The organism is Nitriliruptor alkaliphilus DSM 45188, assembly GCF_000969705.1.
GTDB classification, from domain to species: Bacteria; Actinomycetota; Nitriliruptoria; order Nitriliruptorales; family Nitriliruptoraceae; genus Nitriliruptor; species Nitriliruptor alkaliphilus.
Window position 1 is genome coordinate 634,613 of record NZ_KQ033901.1, and the last position, 16,858, is coordinate 651,470.

Sequence of the window (16,858 nt, forward strand, 5' to 3'; positions counted from 1 at the left end):
GGCGGCTGGGCAACTGCCCTGACCGCGTACGAGGATCGTTCCCGATCGTGGGCAGAACCGCCGTGTTGCCACGGCCGGGCTGGTCGGGCCCATCGAACAACACCCGCTACCGAACGCAGCGCGGGTTGACCTCAGCCGAACGCTCCCTTCAGCCGAAGAGCTGGCTGATCGCGGACGCGAACGGGATGGCGATGAAGACCGTCCCGGGGACGAGCGCGGCCACGGTCACCGGGACCCACACCTGTTGGCCCCGCTTCTCGGCCACCTCGATCAGATGCCGGTGCTGTTCCTGACGCAGCGTCCGTGCCTCGGCGGCCAGCAGCCGACCGAGGTCGCCGGTGTCGCGGTCGAGCTGGAGCACGCTGACGAGGCGGGTCACGGCGTCGACGGCGGCGAGGTCGGCCCACTCGGCCAGTGCACGGTCGGCCGCGACGCCCTGACGGATGCGGGCCGTGACTCGTGTGAGGTCGCGCGCGACGGCCCCACGTCCCCGCGACGCGACGCGTTCGAGCGCGACGGTCAGCGATGCCCCCGCCCCCATGCGCATGGCGAGCTGCTCGGTCACGACGGGCAACTCGAGGGTGAGCGCGCGTTGCCAGGCGGCCGACGCGGTCAGCAGCCGCTGCTCGACCAGGAGGAGGGCGAGCAGCGCTGCGATCGTCGGTACCGCGACCGCCAGCAGCAGCGGGAGGCGCAGCAGGACGGCGAGCAGGACCGCAGCGGCGAAGGCGGCCGCGGCCACGCCGAGCTGCCGGACCCGGAAGCTGGTCGGGTCGGCGGTGGCGTGCACGCGGCGCAGGCGCCGTCCGAGGTCCTCGGTCACACCGACGGCACGACCGACCGCCGCACCGATGTCGCGGGCCAGCGGGGCGATCACCTCGGACACCGTCGCGACCGACCACCACCCCGAACGACGAGGCACCTCGTCTCCTCCGGGGACGAACGGCGCCAGCCGGTCGGTGAGCGGCGGCCGCGAGAACCAGCGCACCTCGGCGAGCAGCAGGGTCAGGCCGACCCACAGGGTCAGCCCGGACAGCACCAGCAGGCCCGTCACGCCGGCCTGCCGGTCGCGCGTTCGTCCCGTGCGACGAAGACCCGATCGGGCTCGGGGAGGCGCAGGAGACGCCCGGCCCACCACCAGCACGCCGCGATACCGCCGATCGCGGCGAGGACCAGCAGTTGCGCCCCGGGTGCCGCGTAGGCACCGCGCCCGTCACCGATGGCCAGGCCCACCGCCGCCATGCCGACCGGGACGATCAGCACGAAGGTCCGGGCGAACCGCGCGCCGGCCTGTTTGGCCCGGGCGTCGCGTCGCTGCTGGACGTCGACGGTGCGGTCGGTGACCAGTTCACGCAGCCGTCGGTCGACGTCACGGCCACCGACCTCGTGGGCGACCAGCAACGTCTCGCACACCGCGTCGGCCGCGGGGTCGGCCAGCTGCGCCTTCAGCACGTCGAGCGCGCGGTCGAGGTCGGTGGATCGCTGCCACTCACGCGCCGACGCGGCGAACGCAGGTCGCAGGTCCTCGGGCGCGCGGTGCCCCACCTCGACGAGCGCCTGCGGCACGGACCGGCCGACGCTGACCACCTGGAGACGCAGCTCCTCGAGGAGGCGGGGCCACGCGTCGCGGGCCTGCTCGCGACGGCGGTGCTGACGGCGTCGGACGACCGCCGCCGGCGCCAGGGCACCGACGACACCGACCGCCAGGGCGACCGGCCAGCCACCGAACAGCGCCCAGGCGACCAGGCCGAGCACCGTCCCGACGGCGACGCACACGGCGAGGAACTGCGCCGGCCGCACCCCTTCGAGACCGGCCTGCGCGAGCACGTCGGTCGCGGAGCGGCGCTGTGCTGCCTTGCGCCCAGCACCCAGCCCGGGGCCGAGCCCGCGCCAACCGAGCAGCACCGCGGTGGCCCACAGGTAGGCACCGGCTCCGGCGAGCGCGGCCAGGATCAAGGTGCCGAACGGGCCGTTCACCGCGGTCCCTCGTGATCGCGGCCGATCGCAGCGAGGTCGACCCGGACGTCCTCACCGACCGTGCGGGCGAGCTCGGCGAGGCGCACCGGCAGCGCGCCGCTCCAGCGCCACGCCCGCCCGTCCGGGGTGGCCCGTACGAGGTCGGTGGTGGTGAACGTGGCCCCGCTCGCGTCACCCGAGACATCCTCGACGGCGAGCACCTCGGTGACGCAGGGGCGGCCGTCGACGCGGCCGACGTGCACCACCAGATCGACCGCGCCGGCCACGAGGTTGGTGAGCGCCGGCAGGGGCAGCTCGGAGCGCGTGTCGGCCAGCTGACAGATGAACCGCAGGCGGGTCAGCGCCTGTCGAGCCGTCCCCGCGTGGATCGTGGTGTAGCCGGTCACCCCTGAGGACAGGGTGAGCAGCAACGGGAGCGCCTCGCGATCGCGGACCTCACCGACGATGGCGACGTCGGGAGCCATGCGCAGGAACCCGGCCACGAGCCGGCGCAGGTCGACCTCTGGGCGGTCGGGGCGGCCGGGACGGGTCTGCATGGCGGCGACGTTCGGCAGCGGCACGTCGAGCTCGAAGACCTCCTCGGCGGTCACCACGCGCAGCGTGGGGTCGAGCTCCGCAGCGAGGCAGGCGAGGAGGGTGGTCTTGCCGGCCCCGGGTGCCCCGGCCACCACGATCGAAGCGCGGGCCCGCACGGCGGTGCGCAGGAGCGCGGCGACCTCCACCGACAACATCCCGCCGGCCACGAGCTGGTCGAGCGAGCGGTACGCCACGCCGGTGAAGCGGCGGATGTTGACCAGCAGGTGGCCACCGCGTCCGACGTCGCGGTGGACGATGTGCAGCCGCGAGCCGTCGTCGAGCTGGGCGTCCTGCAACCCCTCGGACGGATCGAGGGTGCGGTGGGAGGTCGAGGCGTCGTCGAGCAGCTTGGTCAGCGTGCGCAGGACGTGATCGTCGTCGTGGAAGGTCTCGTCGTGGTAGCCGGACACCCCGCGGTGGCGCCGCACCAGGATCTGGTCCGGCGCGTTGATCATCACCTCCCACACGTCGTCGTCGCGCAGGAGCGGTTCGAGCGGCCCGTAGCCGACGAGGTTGCGGTGGGCGCGTTCCACGACGAGCTCGGGGGTGGGCAGGTCGAACGGCCGACGTCCGGCATCGTGGTCGCGCCGCCAGCGCGCCACCTCGTCCTCGATCAGCGATCGGATGCGGTGCCGGGCGGCATCGTCGGCGAGGTCGAGGGTCTCGTCCTCGGCGAGCGCGAGGACGCGGGTCTCGATCTCGGCGAGCGGTGAGAGCGTCCGGTCGTCGGCAGCGTCGATGGCGCTCACGCCGGCCACCCGTCGGCCGGTGGGCCGGGCAGCGGTCGGTCCTCGGTCGCGAGCCCGAGCTCTCCCGGGCGGATCGGGGTGGGGGCGGCCTCGACCGCAGACGCACGTGTGCCGACCCGACCGAGCAGCGCAGCGACCGCTGTTGCCAGCTTGTCCGGCAGGGAGGCGGGCAGCGGTGCGCCGTCGCGGACCGCCTCGTCGACCGGTCGCTCCGGCAGGCCGAGCGGCGAGGCGATCCGTTCCGCTGCCGGACCGACCGCGCCGCGCAGCAGATCCGCCAGGGCCGTCACGAGCTCGGCCCGGGCGCGCGGGGACCGGGGCGAACGCGGCAGCACCAGCAGGAGGCGGTGCGGTTCGACCTCGTGGGCGAGGACGTCGGCGACGAGGCGCACCAGCTTGGCGCACCCGAGGGTGGTCGGCTCACCGGTGACGAGGGTGACGTCGGCCCTGGCGAGCGCGGCCCGGGTCAGGTGGTGACGCTCCTCGACGTCGAACGATCCGCTGACCGCCTCGCCCTCGAGGTCCGGGTCGACGTCCGCGACGGTGACCTCGAAGGCCGTCCGGAGCCCGTCGAGCAACGCATCGACGGCCCGGGGCGGCAGCGTGGCCCAGTGCGCCGGGCGCCGCAGCCCGAGCAGCAGGTGGTAGCCGCGGTCGCCCAGCGCGAACGTCTGCGCCCGCAGATCCGCGGCGGACGGCGTACTGGTCCGGTGGGCGTCGACGACCTCGCGCAGGCCGGGCACGAGAACCCGCGCATCGTGCAGCACCGCCTGGTCGGCGCGGCGGCACAGGTCGGCGAGGACGACGTCCCGACGCGGCATCACCGGCGCGTAGCGGCGCCCCGGTCGAGGGTTGCCGAGACCCTGTGCCAGCGCGGCAGCGACGGTCGAGGTCCCGCTGCCACCGGTCCCCGTCACGGCGAGGAGGGTCCCTGGTACGGCGGGTGGTGCGGGGCCGTCGGGGACCACGGCGACCCGCCCCGGGGCGAGCTGCCGGCCATGCAGGGCGAGGACGCCGAGCAGCTCGTCCCGCGAGAAGGGTGCACCGAGGACGGCGGCGGCCCCGAGCGGCTGCAGGTCCCGGCCACCGTCCTCGTCGACGAGGATGGTGGGGCAGCCCGCGACGTCGGCCGCCGCGACGAGGTCCCGGTCCACGCCGCTGAGCGCGGCGTCGGCGAGCAATGCCGACCACGGGCGCCCCGTCGCGAGCCGTGCCCGGACCTCACCGATCGAGACGCACCGGACCACCTCGACGGGCAGGACCGCGCTGGCGGCCCAGCGGGCGACGGCACCCGACCACGCGGACCGCGCGCCGGCCACGGTCAGGACGCTCAGACGGCCGCTCACGGCACCGGCTGCTTGGCGGGTGCTGGCAGCTCGGCGGCCGGTTCGACACCCGGCGCCTGTGGGTCGAAGCGGTACGGATCGGGGGCGCCACTGGTCACGTCGGGGCTGCGCACGACCACGACGTCGGCCGTCGCGAGGGCGTGCGCGAGCGCCTGCACGTCGGTGGGGCGTGCGAGCTCGACGGTCAGGCGCACCGCCTCGCCTCCGAGGCCACCGCCGGTGGCCTGGACGGCGGTCAGCGGAGCCGCCCGTACCACGTACGCGGTCGTGGCCTCCGCACCGGTGCCGGTCGTGGCGACCACGTCGATGTGATCACCGGGGGTCAGCGTCCCGCCGACGGCCGCATCGGCGGAGACCGAGAACGCGAAGGTCGAGGTCCCCCGATCGGCGCCGACGTCGGCCAGACCCGAAGCGAGCAGCAGGTCCCCTGCCTGGACGGCACCGAGCAGACGGCGACCGACCAGCGTGGCGGCATCGTCGACGTGCACCGCCCCCGCCGCGACCTCGGCCGGCAGGTCGAGCGCGACCTGGCGGAAGTTGGCCTGCACCACCCGCACGTCACCGAACAACATCCCCGCCGGGAGGTCGCTGGTGGCGACCAGGTACCGATCACGTGGCGCCGCCGTCGCGGACAGGTGCGCGACGACCACGCCCACGACGGCCAGGGCGACGAGCAGGGCGCCGAGCACCGCCCGCCCGCCGGGCAACGTCCGTCGCGGCACGATGCGCCGCTGGGACGTCGGGGTGACCGCTGCCGGAGCCTCGGCGCCGGCCGCTGCTGGCGCGTCGGCCGACGTCGACCACGGATCTGTCACGTGGGACACGCGGACCCCCGTCCTCGTCGCCGCGCCCCCCGGCGCGGCTGCCCGGCGGAAGCTAGCCGGACCCACCGGACGAGGCCGATCCGTGTCCGGCCGGGCTGTGGACGAGCGCGGTCCACGACCGTCCCGGCTGGCCGCCTGTGGACAGCGACGGTCCAGGCCGTACCGAGGTCGTAGGCTGCGCGCGACGTGCAGGACGAGCGCGGACGGAGGTGAGGTGGCCGGGCACGGGGACGACGCGATCGCGTGGTTGTCGACCAAGGAGGCGGCACGCCACCTCGGCATCGCCACGGCCACGCTGTACCGGTTGATCGACTCGGGGGAGCTGCCCGCCTACCGGATCGGACGCGTCATCCGGCTCAAGCAGGCCGAGGTCGATGCCTTCATCGAGGGTGCACGCATCCAACCCGGCACCCTCGAGCACGTCGACGTGGACGGCACCGAGGACGGGTAGCGGCCGACCCCTACCGCACCGAGACGCTGACGATGGCGTCCGCCGGGACGTGGAGGGTGCCAGCGCCGGTCGTGAGCGAGATCACGTCCTCGCCGACCGCCACGATGCGGCCCCGTTCGGTCGCGCCGCCACGGGTGACGAGGTGGACGGTGGCCGCGTCCTCGTGCCACCGGTCGAGCACCTCGAGCAGCGTCTGGTCGGTCGGCGCAGGCCGGTCGCCGGCGGCCGGTGGCGTGGCGGCCGCGGCACCATCGGTCTCACGCACGCCGGTGGTCGCGGGACGCGCCACGACCGTGAGTGCGCCGCCGTCCAGGCGCAGTAGGAGGTGGTCGGAGGCCACCCCGATGAGGCGGCCTACGACGGCCACGTCGGCATCGGTGTGCACCTGCACGTCGGCCTCGCGCTCGGCCAGGTCACGGAGGGCGCCGACCCAGGTCGCCACCTGCCGTGCGCGCTCACGGCCGTCACGGGCGATCCGGCGCGCACGGACCGCAGCGTCGACCGCCGCGTCGTCGAGCAGGGCCGAGAGTGCGGCCTGGTCGCCACCATCGCCGTGGGCGTCCACTTGCGGCGCCTCGCTCGGACCGCTCACCGGCCACCGCCCGGCAGGCGGAGCTGCTGCCCGGGGAGCAGTAGATCGGGGTCGTCGGGGATCAGGAGCCGGTCGCGGTTGACCTCGATGAGCGCGATCCAGCGCTCGAAGATCTCGCCGTCTTCGGGTTCGCGGCCGAACTCGTCGGCGGTGAGGTCCGCGGCGATCGACCAGAACGACTCCCCCGGCACGACCTCGTGGGTCGCGACACCGCTCGCCGGCAGGTCCACGTCGGCCTCGGCGCGGGTCGGCGCCACGAGCGGTGGTTCGTCCTCGTCCCGGGTCGGCTCGGCGACGTCGGGTGCCCGCGGGCCCGGCAGCTCAGCGATCCGCGGTGCTCGCGGCGGGTCGTCGACCGGCGGGTCTCTGAGCTCGGCCAACGGCGCGGGCGCACCCGAGGCGCCGGGTGGCCCCGGCGCGACGCCGGGTGGGCCGGGAGTCGCGGCCGCAACGGTCGCCGGCCCGAGGCCGACCCCCACGACCAGGGACGCACCGAGGCCCGCATGCACGAGGCGGCGCACGACGGGAAGCGTCACCGCATCCTCGAGCCGCCGGAGGGGCCGCCACGCCAGCACCGTGGTCACCGTCGAGAGGGTCGTGGCGCCGGCGAGGTACCACGCGCAGGCGAGCGCGATCCACCGGGCGCCGCGGAGCAGGACCGGCATCAGATCGGCCGGTTCGCGGCTGGCGAGATCGAGGGCGTCGGCAGGCACCGGCAGGCGGTGGAGTGCCACGAGGACCATGGCGAGCGCCGCGCACCACACCATGAGCCGGACGATCCCGCGAGCAGCTGCCACGACGACCCCCCGGTCCGGCACGGGACGGCTCCCCGCGCCCGAAGGACGGTAGTCAGGTCCGTGCCACGAGGTCCGGGTGATCCACCACGGCTGGGGAAAAGCGTGGGTTGGTCCGGGAGGCGGGCATGACGGGACCGGCCATCGCCAATGTCGTCCCATCCTCGGCCTCTGCGGTCAGATCATCAGCGACACGCACGAGCCGTACCGCCAGTAGCGGACGATGGTCGCCGCACCGACCAGCCAGTGGACCAGCGTCACCCACCCGGCGTAGGCCGTCCCGCGAACGGGCCAGCGCCTCCTGGGAGGCCGCGGCCGCCCAGACCAGAGCGGATAGGCGACGATGCGGCCCGCGACGACGGCCGCCAGGACGGCGACGCGGGCGAGAAGGCCGATGACACCGTCAGGGCGCGCCGGCCGTACACCGAGGCGCACGCCACGCGCGAGTCGATGCACATGACAACAAGGTGAAGGTCGAGTGGCCTGTCCCGTGGAAGGCACTCGTACACCTTCTCGGGGGAATCCATGACTCACACGATATACCGACGCCGTGCGGCCGTTCTGATCGTACTCACGCTGATACTCGGGCTATTCGTCTCGAGCGAAAGCGCGAGAGCACAAACCCAATCTCAGGCACTCGGACGCATGGGCCTCATGTCGAACCTCGATATGGCGGGGGACCGCCTTGGGGCATACGAGTCGCTTGATCTTCCGTCATGGATGCCCGAATCGACACAGCCATCCGACTTCATCGACTCCGTTCAACTCGGGTCAACCATGAGGACGCCAGAGTATGGGAAACAATCGGGCAGGATACGATCTCCGCTGTCGACGACAAGCTACCGGTTCCTGCTCTTCCTGCTGGCTCACAGCATCTTCGTTTGATCTCTGCAATCAATGATGCTGCCTTCGTTCAAGACGTCGTGGCGTCTTCCACCGACAACGCCACGAAGGCCAGCGTCTACGTCAGTGTGGTCAGGATCGCGGCGGATGCACGATCACAGGCACCAGAGTTCTCTCAATCAGTTTGGAACGAGATCGACTCCGACTCCGAATATGCAGAGTTGTTTCGAATCACGGTAAATCAGGCGGATGACGCGGCAACCCAAGATATATCGATCCAGATGCGTGGCTCATCCACGCGTACATTCTCTGTCGATGAGTCGGCATACGCAGATGAATGTGAGGCCGCCTGTGGAGCTCAAGGGACGGTGCTCGGCCTCGGCGCTGGTCTGGCCTGCGGCGGCCTCGCGATCCTCGCGGGTCTACCAACAGCCGGCGTCGGCGGAGCTGCCGTACTCGGTGCTTGCGGGGTCATTAGCGCCGGTTCCGGCTACGCCTACTCGGAACTTTGTTCCGATGACTTTGGTGCTACGAACAAACTGTGTGATCCCTCCGGCCAAGGAACCATGCGATTCCAGGGACAGTGTGAGCTTGTTCATTGTTCGGGAGCGTTTGTCCTCGAAGACGAGAAGAAGAACCTGCATCGCTACCCACAACAGTTCAACATCACCTACTTCATGATGGGCACGAACGGGTATACGCAGAAGGGTGGCCCCTACGGCTATTGGGACTACGATCTAGACCGAACCAACGCCGGCACGTTGTTCAGTGGCGCTACGTATCTGGGGCAGTTCGATACTCGCGGCCGTCCCATGAAGCTCACGCACCATCGCCGAGAATGCGCAACCTGGGTCGTCATCACTCTCTTCTTCCTTGAGAACGAGAACTGGAACACCTTCTCCGTCTACCGTACCGAGCTTTCCAAGCCCTTCGAGCCCTGTGAGCCATGGTACTGATCCGGCGAATGAACCGGATCGTCCGAGATCAGGCTAGGATCAGGGCGAGCGATCGCGAGATCGAATGAGCGAGACCGCTGCCAAGATGGGGGCCGTGGCATGCGCATCCTAGCTGCACTACGAAATAGATTGGATCACTTGGACTCCAGCCTACTCCGTTTGTCAGAGATGTCTCCACCGCCGGGGTCTCTGGCATCTGATCTATGGGATCGAATGGACGAGGAGCAAAGGGCACAGGTGCAACGGTCGGCCTACAACGGGCAAGTGCCCCGAAGTGCCGAGGTTGCCTTGGTGCAGTCGGCGCTCATGACCCCTCAGCTCAGGAAGGCGACGCGACGTCGGGTGCCGCTGGCCCTGGGAAGTGTGGTTGCGCTCATCGTTCTCGCGGTGGTGATCCTCCTGGACACCACCGCCCCGTGGCAGTCCCTCGCGATACTCGCGACGGTGCTCATCACGGGTCGGCTCGTGATGGATCTGCAGTTCGAGCGACGCTGGCGAATGGCGGTCTCGTTGGCCGAGCGGGCCGATCCACCGGGAAGCGACCCCTGACCTGTGGGCACGCGGTGGGCGCGCCCGACAGGAGCCGGGGCCCTTCGGAGCATCCGGCAGGGTCGTCCACAGCTCGAGACGACGGCAGATCTGGCGGCCGTCAGTGCCGCTGCCGCGGCAGGCGCCAGGCGCGGCGCCAGGCGCGTTCGGCGTCCGAGAAGCTGTCCAGGGGATCGATGACGTCCTGGAAGGCGGTCAGCAGCTCCTCGAGCTCACGGGTCGACGCCGCGACCTCGGCGACGTGTTCGCAGCCCGTCTCAGCCTCGTCGAGCGACGCGTTCGCCTTCCCCCACGCGTGGGCGAGGTCCTCGACGGCGTCCGGGTCCGCGCCGCCGGCTGCCTCGGTGACCCGCCACCGCGGCATCCACTCGCGGGCGTCGCGGATCGCCTGCCGCATGGAGTCGAGGCCCACCGCGATCGGCGCCGGCTCGACCCGGCCGGTGGGCAGCGTGCCGAGCAGCACCCGGCGGCCGCCCTCGATCACCTCGGCGCAGTCGAGGAAGGACCACCACGCATCGTGGAGGTCGGCGGGCAGCTCGGGCTTGCGCGTGAAGATGGCCATGGCGGGCAGCCTCGCGGGGTCGCTCGGGCGAGGCAAGTTCGTCGCTCGGACCCTCCGGCGGCAGCCCGCGCCGCCGGCCGGTGGCGCCCTCCGGCGGCAGCCCGCACCGCCGGCCGGTGGAGCATCCCGGTCACAGCTGCGCCAACGCTGCCAGTGCGACCAGACCGAGCGCGACCCCGCCCAGCAGCCAACCGGTCCGGTCACGGCCCGGCCACGCGTCGAACCGGGTCGGCTCCTGCGGGTCGTAGACGACCGTCACCGCCCGCCCGACGCGGCTCCCGCCCGCGTAGGTGCCCGACCTCGGCGTCGCTTCGACGACCTGACCGTCGGGGGTGGTGAACCTCAACCTCACGACGGGCAGGAACGAGCGCGCCGAGGCGCGGGTGTTGAGGACCCCCTCCTCGGCCACGACCTCGCCCGTGGTGTGGGTCCACCCGGCGAGGCGGCGCCGACGACGCGACCGGCGCGTGACCGCCGCCGCGGCGAGGAGCGCCGCGACGAGCAGCATCAGGAGGATGGGGCGGTTGGGGTCGGGCAGCGTCGGTCCCCCGGTCGGCCGGCCGCACGCTAGCTGTTGGCCAGGTTGTCCCGGTCGGGTTGGAAGCCGCTCCGCTCGCGCGGGTATCCTCCCCGTCGTCTGCGGTCCGAAGTCTCGGTCCCGCGCTCGTCCCGGTGCCGCTCACCTGCAGCCCAGGACCGCTCGCGACCCCTCGGACCGACGATGCTGCCCCCTCTCGACGCGCACCCCTTCCTCGACGCGCTCCGGCGCCGCGTCATGGTGCTCGACGGGGCGATGGGCACCTCGCTGCAGGACGCCGACCTGACGGCCGACGACTTCGGGTCGAGCGACCTCGAGGGGTGCAACGAGATCCTGGTCGACACCCGGCCCGACGTCGTCGAGGCGGTCCACCGCTCGTTCCTCGAGGTGGGGTGCGACGCGGTCGAGACCGACACGTTCGGCGGCGCGCCGTGGGTGCTCGACGAGTACGGCCTCGGCGACCGCACCGAGGAGCTGAACGAGAAGGCGGCCCTGCTCGCCCGTGCCGCGGCCGACGCCTACTCGACCCCCGACCGTCCACGGTTCGTCATCGGCTCCATCGGGCCGGGCACCCGCTCCCCCACGCTGTCGCTCGGCAAGGACCCCGCGACCACCAAGGACTTCATCGACGTCCCGACGATGGAGGACGGCTACCGCCGCCAGATCCGGGCGCTGCTCGACGGCGGCACCGACGTGATCTGGATCGAGACCAGCTTCGACCTGCTCCAGATCAAGGCGGCCGTCGCTGCCGCCAACGACGTCTTCGAGGAGCGCGGGAGCCGGGTACCGCTGGCGGTGCAGTTCACCATCGAGAAGGACATCAACACGATGCTCCTCGGGACCGAACCGCTGGCCGCCCTCGCCGCGCTCGACCCGCTGAGCCTCGACCTGCTCGGGATGAACTGTGCGACGGGCCCCGAGGACATGCGCGAGCACGTCCGCACCCTGTCGCGCGCGTCCCGGCTGCCGCTCAGCGTCCTGCCCAACGCCGGGATGCCGGAGCTGATCGACGGGGCGACGGTCTACCCGCTGGACCCGGCCGGGCTCGCCCAGGCACAGCGGGAGTTCGTCACCGACCTCGGCGTCTCCATCGTCGGTGGCTGTTGCGGCACCACGCCGGACCACATCGCCGCGGTCGTCGAGGCGGTCGCGGACCTCGCGCCCCGACCACGCGTGCTGGACCGACCCGACCAGGCCAAGCCGGGCTTCGCCGGCTCCCTGGTGCTCCCGGATGCTTCTGGAGGGCGGCCGATGGAGGGGCCGGGAGGCGCGCCAGCGCCGACCCCGGTGACCGTCGAGTACCGGCCGTCGCTCGCGTCGCTGTACAGCGCCGTCCCGCTCGAACAGGACACCGCGTTCCTGGCCATCGGTGAGCGGGCGAACGCCAACGGCTCGAAGGCGTTCCGCGAGATCCTCCTCGCCGAGGACTGGGACGGCACGGTCGCGCTGGCCAAGTCCCAGACCCGCGAGGGCGCCCACGTCCTGGACGTCTGCGTGGACTACGTCGGCCGCGAGGGTGCGCCCGACATGATCGAGGTGGTGGACCGCTACGCCACCCAGTCGACCCTGCCGCTGGTGATCGACTCGACCCAGTCGGACGTGGTCGAGGCGGCGCTGCTCCGCCTCGGGGGGCGGGCCGTCATCAACTCGGTGAACCTCGAGGACGGGCGCAACAAGGCCGACCTGCTGCTGCCGCTGGCCAAGCGCTACGGGGCGGCGGTGGTCGTGCTCGCCATCGACGAGGAGGGCCAGGCCCGCACCGCCGACTGGAAGGTCCAGGTCAGCCAGCGGGTGGCCGAGATCGCCATCGACGAGTTCGGCCTGGAGCCACAGGACCTCATCTTCGACTGCCTCACCTTCCCCCTCGGGTCGGGTCAGGAGGACCTGCGCCGTGACGCGCTGGAGACCCTGGAGGCGATCGAGCGCATCAGCCAGCTGATCCCCGGGTGCGGGACGACCCTCGGGGTGTCGAACGTCTCGTTCGGGCTGTCGGCGGCGGCGCGGCAGGTCCTCAACTCGGTGTTCCTGAAGGAGGCGGTCGACCGCGGGTTGACCTCCGCGATCGTGCACCCCGGCAAGATCCTGCCGCTGCACCGCATCCCCGACGAGCAGGTCGCTACGGCGCTCGACCTCGTCCACGACCGCCGTGGCGAGGCAGGCACGTCCGAGGGCGCAGCGACGCAGGGCGCCAAGTACGACCCGTTGCACCACTTCATGGCGCTGTTCGAGGGGGAGGTCGAGCAGGACGACCGCGAGGAGCTCGCGAGCCTGCCGATCGACCAGCGGCTGCACCGACGCATCGTCGACGGCGAGCGCGAGGGCCTGGAGGCCGACCTCGACGAGGCCCTCGCCGACACGCCACCGTTGGACATCATCAACACCCACCTGCTCGGCGGTATGAAGGAGGTCGGGCAACTGTTCGCCTCGGGCGCCATGCAGCTGCCGTTCGTGCTGCAGTCGGCCGAGGCGATGAAGACGGCGGTCGCCTACCTCGAGCCCCACATCGAGGCCTCCGGCGGCGGGTCGTCGAACAAGGGCTCGATCGTGCTCGCCACCGTGAAGGGCGACGTGCACGACATCGGCAAGAACCTGGTCGACATCATCCTGCGCAACAACGGCTACGAGGTGCACAACCTCGGGATCAAGCAGCCGATCGACACGATCCTGCACGCGGCCGAGGAGCACGGGGTCGACGCGATCGGGATGTCGGGTCTGCTGGTCAAGTCCACCGTGATCATGAAGGACAACCTCGAGGAGATGAACGTCCGCGGGCTGGCCCGGTACCCGGTCCTGCTCGGCGGTGCGGCGCTCACCCGCGGGTACGTCGAGGACGACCTGCGCGCGATCTACGAGGGCCAGGTCTTCTACTGCAAGGACGCGTTCGAGGGCCTGAGTGTCCTCGACACCGTGATGGCCGGTGACGACCCGGCGGCCGAGATCCCCGAGGGCTTCGGTGAACGGCGCGAGCGGCGCAAGCCGACCCGCCAGCGGGCACCCGAAGCGCCGCCAGCCGTGGACGCGCAGGGCCGTCCCCGGTCGACGGTCGCGACCGACGTCGACGTGCCTGCTCCGCCGTTCTGGGGCCAGCGGGTCGTGCGCGGCGTCCCCGTCGACGAGGTCGCGCCGCTGCTCAACGAGGTCGCGCTGTTCCGCAACCAGTGGGGGTTCGGGCCCGGTGACGGCTCGCCCGACGAGTACGCCCAGCTGCTGGAGGAGAAGGCCCGCCCGGTCCTGCGCGAGTGGCTGGCGCGGGCCAAGGCCGAGAAGGTCATCACCCCCGAGGTGGTGTACGGCTACTACCCGGCCAACGGCGACGGCGACGACCTGGTGGTGTGGCACCCGGATGCTCCGCTGCAGCGCGAGCTGGTGCGCTTCGCCTTCCCCCGCCAGGACCGCGGTCGGTTCCTCAACATCGGCGACTTCTTCCGTCCCGTCGACAGCGGCGAGGTGGACGTGCTCGGCGTGCAGGTCGTGACGATGGGCCACCGCATCAGCGAGGTCGCCCAGGACCTGTTCGCGCAGGATCGCTACCAGGACTACCTGTTCGCGCACGGGTTCGGGGTCGAGATGGCCGAGGCGCTGGCCGAGCTGTGGCACCGCCGCATCCGCGAGGAGCTCGGCATCGCGGGCCACGACGGCCCGACGCCTCAGGACTGGTTCCGTCAGGGCTACCGCGGGTCGCGCTACTCGTTCGGGTACGCCGCCTGTCCGGACCTCGAGATGCAGGAGCAGCTGTTCGAGCTCGTGGACCCGTCGCAGATCGGCGTCGAGCTCACCGAGGAGTTCATGCTCCACCCCGAGCAGTCCACCTCCGCGATCGTCGTCCACCACCCGGAGGCGAAGTACTTCAACGCCAGGTAGACCACCACGCCAGCCGGAGGGTGTGGCGCGGATCGGGTCGTCCACCACCCGGAGGCGAGGGTGGCCGTCCGGGGGTCGGTCGGCCACGGGCGAGGTCCACCTCGCCGGTAGCGTGGGCGTCCGACGGTCCGACGAGGAGCCCTCCGTGAACCCGCAGGCCATCATCGCCGCTCTGCCCTGGCTCCGCCGTGCGTGGCGGGTCCTGCCGCCACCGCTGCGCGTCCCGGTCCTGCTGGTCGCTGCGGCGATCGGGATCTTCCAGTTCCTCCAGGGACGCAAGCAGGATCAGCAGGGCCGGACCTACGACGTGTCCGCCACCGCCGGTGGCCCGATCGACGACCCACGCTCGCCCGCCGGTAGCCCGGGTTGATCCGAGGGCGACGGCCACCACCCACGGCCTCGGCGCTCTCGGACACACGAGCCGAGCCGGCCCCTCAGGGCCGGCTCGTGGTGTCCGGACGGATCAGTTCTGGTGCTTGCGCTGCTGGCCCTCATGCCCGGCAGCCTGTTGCTTCTTGGCCTGGGCCTCGGCCTCGAGGCGCGCCGCCTCGTCGTCCTTCTGGGCCTTCTTCTGCTGCTGCTCGCCCTCGTGCTTCATCTCGTCGGAGCCGGTGACCTTCCCGGCCGCCTCCTTGGCGACACCCTTGATCTTCTCGCCGGTGTTGTCGCTCACGTGGTCCTCCTCGGTCTCGCGCCGGCCGTTCCAGCGCCTCACCCCCACCGTGCCTGCCGCGTGGGGCGCCCGGGACCGCCCACACGGCCGGACAGCGCTGGCCCATCGCACCTGTACGGACGACCGGACGGTGGCTGCCTAGCCTCCCGAGCACCCACCGGGCCCTGACGTGACAGGTTGACCGTGACCTCCTCCCACCCGGCGCCACCGGATCGGCTCGACACCGACCTCGAGCTGTCGCCGGCCGACTGGCAGGCACGCCAGATCTACTTCGTCATGACCGGCCTCGTGATCCCGCGCCCGATCGCGTGGGTCTCCACCGTCGGGGACGACGGAGTGCGCAACGTCGCACCGCACTCGTACTTCAACGTGGTGAGTCACGACCCGCCGCACGTGGTCTTCAGTTCGATCGGCGAGAAGGACACGCTGCGCAACGTGCGGGCGAGCGGCGAGTTCGTGGTCAACCTCGTCACCGAGCACGTCCTCGAACCGATGAACGCGACCTCCGCCGACCTCCCGCACGGCGAGGACGAGTTCGCCTGGTTCGGGCTCGAGGAGGCCCCCTCCACCGTCGTCGCGCCACCGCGCGTGGCCGCGGCCAAGGCCCACCTCGAGTGTCGCCTGGTCCACGAACTGCCAGTCGGCAACGGCAACCTCGTCGTCGGCGAGGTGGTCCACATCCACGTGGCACCGGACGTGTGGCGCGACGGGCGCATCGACCCCGAGCTGCTGCGCCCCGTCGGCCGTCTGGCCGGCACGAGCTACGGCGAGCTCGGTGAGGTGTTCAAGCTGCCACGCCCGAGCTGGGAGCAGGTCCAGGGGCAGCCGCCCGATGAGCGCATCCCCCGCCGCGACTGACGCGGAGCGTGGCCGGTCAGCTGCCGGTGCCTTCCTCCCACTCCTGCCACCTGGCGCCCTCGACGAGCTCCTCGTCGGGGGTCTCGGTGACCACCTGCTCGACCAGGTGGGGATCGTCGGCGAACTCCAGCACGCCGACGCAGCCGTCGCGGACGTCGTCGACCGACACCACCGCGAGCCGCCACCAGTCGGTCCCGTCGTGCTCCCACAGCACCCCGCAGGGTCCACCGTCTGACGCCAGTTCGCCTCGGGTCACCAGCACCGTGGGGCGACGGTTCCACAGGTCGGCCACGGCTTCGGGCAGGTTGGCACGGTCGTACCCGAGGAGCCCGGGCGCCTCGCCGTCCGACGCCACCAGCTCGACGAGGTCCTCGAGGTCGCGGCCGTTGAAGGCAGCCACCAACGCGTCGACGACGTCGGTCCCGTCGGCGTGCTCGTGGTCCTCGACCGGATCGGCCAGCGGGTCCATCGCCTGGTCGGGATCGTCGTCGAGGTGGAAGCCGAACCCGTCGGTGTCCGGGTCGAAGGTGCCGCGGTCGGGCGCGGTCTCCTCGGCGGCGGTCCCAGCGCTCGCCGCGTCATCGAGACGGTCCAGTTGCGCCTCGAGGGCGGCGTCCCTCGGGTCGAGGTCGGACACGAGACGTCCTCTCTGCCGGCCCCCTCGGTCGGGGTCAGCTCCACGTGCCTCGCATCCTGCCGCGTCGGGCGG

General features: G+C 71.9%; 18 protein-coding genes. 6 read left to right on the plus strand and 12 right to left on the minus strand.

The window, feature by feature from the left end; all coding sequences use genetic code 11:
* Nucleotides 1-148: 148 nt before the first annotated feature.
* Genes NITAL_RS02975 through NITAL_RS02995 form a run of 5 tightly spaced genes read right to left on the minus strand, consistent with a single transcriptional unit; the run spans nucleotide 149 to nucleotide 5,472 of the window.
* The gene (locus NITAL_RS02975) at nucleotides 149-1,054 is read right to left on the minus strand and encodes a type II secretion system F family protein (RefSeq protein WP_052664576.1); all 906 of its coding nucleotides are present in this window, start codon (nucleotides 1,052-1,054) and stop codon (nucleotides 149-151) included.
* Nucleotides 1,051-1,977 (minus strand): type II secretion system F family protein, encoded by a 927-nt coding sequence (locus NITAL_RS02980; protein ID WP_052664578.1) that lies wholly within the window; start codon nucleotides 1,975-1,977, stop codon nucleotides 1,051-1,053. Before NITAL_RS02980 ends, NITAL_RS02975 begins: the two co-directional genes overlap by 4 nt.
* Nucleotides 1,974-3,302, minus strand: coding sequence for a TadA family conjugal transfer-associated ATPase (locus NITAL_RS02985; RefSeq protein ID WP_157041581.1), 1,329 nt, complete (start codon nucleotides 3,300-3,302; stop codon nucleotides 1,974-1,976). The genes NITAL_RS02980 and NITAL_RS02985 overlap by 4 nt, the downstream gene beginning before the upstream one ends.
* Complete coding sequence (locus NITAL_RS02990; RefSeq protein ID WP_052664586.1) at nucleotides 3,299-4,648, minus strand: CpaE/TadZ family protein; 1,350 nt, start codon at nucleotides 4,646-4,648, stop codon at nucleotides 3,299-3,301. The genes NITAL_RS02985 and NITAL_RS02990 overlap by 4 nt, the downstream gene beginning before the upstream one ends.
* Entirely contained in the window at nucleotides 4,645-5,472 is an 828-nt protein-coding gene (locus NITAL_RS02995) for a CpaB family protein (protein WP_052664589.1), read from the minus strand. The genes NITAL_RS02990 and NITAL_RS02995 overlap by 4 nt, the downstream gene beginning before the upstream one ends.
* 214 nt (nucleotides 5,473-5,686) lie before the next feature.
* Here NITAL_RS02995 and NITAL_RS27755 point away from each other — a divergent pair, with 214 nt between their 5' ends.
* On the plus strand, nucleotides 5,687-5,923 hold the full coding sequence (locus NITAL_RS27755) for a helix-turn-helix domain-containing protein (RefSeq protein WP_052664591.1): 237 nt from the start codon (nucleotides 5,687-5,689) through the stop codon (nucleotides 5,921-5,923).
* Between the two features lie 10 nt (nucleotides 5,924-5,933).
* Here the strand turns inward: NITAL_RS27755 and NITAL_RS03005 are convergent, their stop codons facing one another.
* The 3 genes from NITAL_RS03005 to NITAL_RS03015 form a co-directional block, all read right to left on the minus strand.
* Entirely contained in the window at nucleotides 5,934-6,515 is a 582-nt protein-coding gene (locus NITAL_RS03005) for a hypothetical protein (RefSeq protein ID WP_157041582.1), read from the minus strand.
* On the minus strand, nucleotides 6,512-7,333 hold the full coding sequence (locus tag NITAL_RS03010; protein ID WP_052664595.1) for a LysM peptidoglycan-binding domain-containing protein: 822 nt from the start codon (nucleotides 7,331-7,333) through the stop codon (nucleotides 6,512-6,514). The genes NITAL_RS03005 and NITAL_RS03010 overlap by 4 nt, the downstream gene beginning before the upstream one ends.
* Before the next feature lie 153 nt (nucleotides 7,334-7,486).
* Nucleotides 7,487-7,744: a hypothetical protein gene (locus NITAL_RS03015; protein ID WP_052664598.1), complete on the minus strand. Its 258-nt coding sequence runs from the start codon at nucleotides 7,742-7,744 to the stop codon at nucleotides 7,487-7,489.
* A gap of 446 nt (nucleotides 7,745-8,190) precedes the next feature.
* Here NITAL_RS03015 and NITAL_RS26955 point away from each other — a divergent pair, with 446 nt between their 5' ends.
* Together NITAL_RS26955 and NITAL_RS28420 are read left to right on the plus strand one after the other, a co-directional pair.
* Complete coding sequence (locus NITAL_RS26955; protein WP_157041583.1) at nucleotides 8,191-9,108, plus strand: hypothetical protein; 918 nt, start codon at nucleotides 8,191-8,193, stop codon at nucleotides 9,106-9,108.
* Nucleotides 9,109-9,495: 387 nt separating this feature from the next.
* The gene (locus NITAL_RS28420; RefSeq protein WP_157041584.1) at nucleotides 9,496-9,657 is read left to right on the plus strand and encodes a hypothetical protein; all 162 of its coding nucleotides are present in this window, start codon (nucleotides 9,496-9,498) and stop codon (nucleotides 9,655-9,657) included.
* A 100-nt stretch (nucleotides 9,658-9,757) separates the two neighbouring features.
* Here NITAL_RS28420 and NITAL_RS03035 read toward each other — a convergent pair whose 3' ends face one another.
* Together NITAL_RS03035 and NITAL_RS03040 are read right to left on the minus strand one after the other, a co-directional pair.
* Entirely contained in the window at nucleotides 9,758-10,219 is a 462-nt protein-coding gene (locus tag NITAL_RS03035; RefSeq protein WP_052664605.1) for a hypothetical protein, read from the minus strand.
* A gap of 130 nt (nucleotides 10,220-10,349) precedes the next feature.
* The gene (locus NITAL_RS03040) at nucleotides 10,350-10,727 is read right to left on the minus strand and encodes a DUF3592 domain-containing protein (RefSeq protein WP_052664606.1); all 378 of its coding nucleotides are present in this window, start codon (nucleotides 10,725-10,727) and stop codon (nucleotides 10,350-10,352) included.
* Between the two features lie 213 nt (nucleotides 10,728-10,940).
* On the opposite strand from NITAL_RS03040, the gene NITAL_RS03045 reads away from it, so the two are divergent.
* Nucleotides 10,941-14,618 (plus strand): methionine synthase, encoded by a 3,678-nt coding sequence (locus NITAL_RS03045; protein ID WP_052664608.1) that lies wholly within the window; start codon nucleotides 10,941-10,943, stop codon nucleotides 14,616-14,618.
* A gap of 145 nt (nucleotides 14,619-14,763) precedes the next feature.
* Nucleotides 14,764-14,988: a hypothetical protein gene (locus tag NITAL_RS26965; RefSeq protein WP_157041585.1), complete on the plus strand. Its 225-nt coding sequence runs from the start codon at nucleotides 14,764-14,766 to the stop codon at nucleotides 14,986-14,988.
* A gap of 93 nt (nucleotides 14,989-15,081) precedes the next feature.
* Here the strand turns inward: NITAL_RS26965 and NITAL_RS03055 are convergent, their stop codons facing one another.
* Nucleotides 15,082-15,291, minus strand: a complete 210-nt coding sequence (locus tag NITAL_RS03055; protein WP_052664611.1) for a hypothetical protein — start codon at nucleotides 15,289-15,291, stop codon at nucleotides 15,082-15,084.
* 183 nt (nucleotides 15,292-15,474) lie between these two features.
* Between NITAL_RS03055 and NITAL_RS03060 the strand changes: the two genes are divergently transcribed.
* A complete protein-coding gene (locus tag NITAL_RS03060) occupies nucleotides 15,475-16,149 on the plus strand; it encodes a flavin reductase family protein (RefSeq protein ID WP_245617711.1) in 675 nt (224 codons plus the stop codon).
* Nucleotides 16,150-16,165: 16 nt separating this feature from the next.
* Here the strand turns inward: NITAL_RS03060 and NITAL_RS03065 are convergent, their stop codons facing one another.
* The gene (locus NITAL_RS03065; RefSeq protein ID WP_052664613.1) at nucleotides 16,166-16,786 is read right to left on the minus strand and encodes a nuclear transport factor 2-like protein; all 621 of its coding nucleotides are present in this window, start codon (nucleotides 16,784-16,786) and stop codon (nucleotides 16,166-16,168) included.
* Between the last annotated feature and the right edge of the window lie 72 nt (nucleotides 16,787-16,858).

Bases quoted from the DNA above. Each gene is read 5' to 3' on its own strand.
- NITAL_RS03035 (WP_052664605.1), bottom strand. From the start codon at position 10,219: ATGGCCATCTTCACGCGCAAGCCCGAGCTGCCCGCCGACCTCCACGAT.
- NITAL_RS03040 (WP_052664606.1), bottom strand. From the start codon at position 10,727: ATGCTGCTCGTCGCGGCGCTCCTCGCCGCGGCGGCGGTCACGCGCCGG.
- NITAL_RS03045 (WP_052664608.1), top strand. From the start codon at position 10,941: ATGCTGCCCCCTCTCGACGCGCACCCCTTCCTCGACGCGCTCCGGCGC.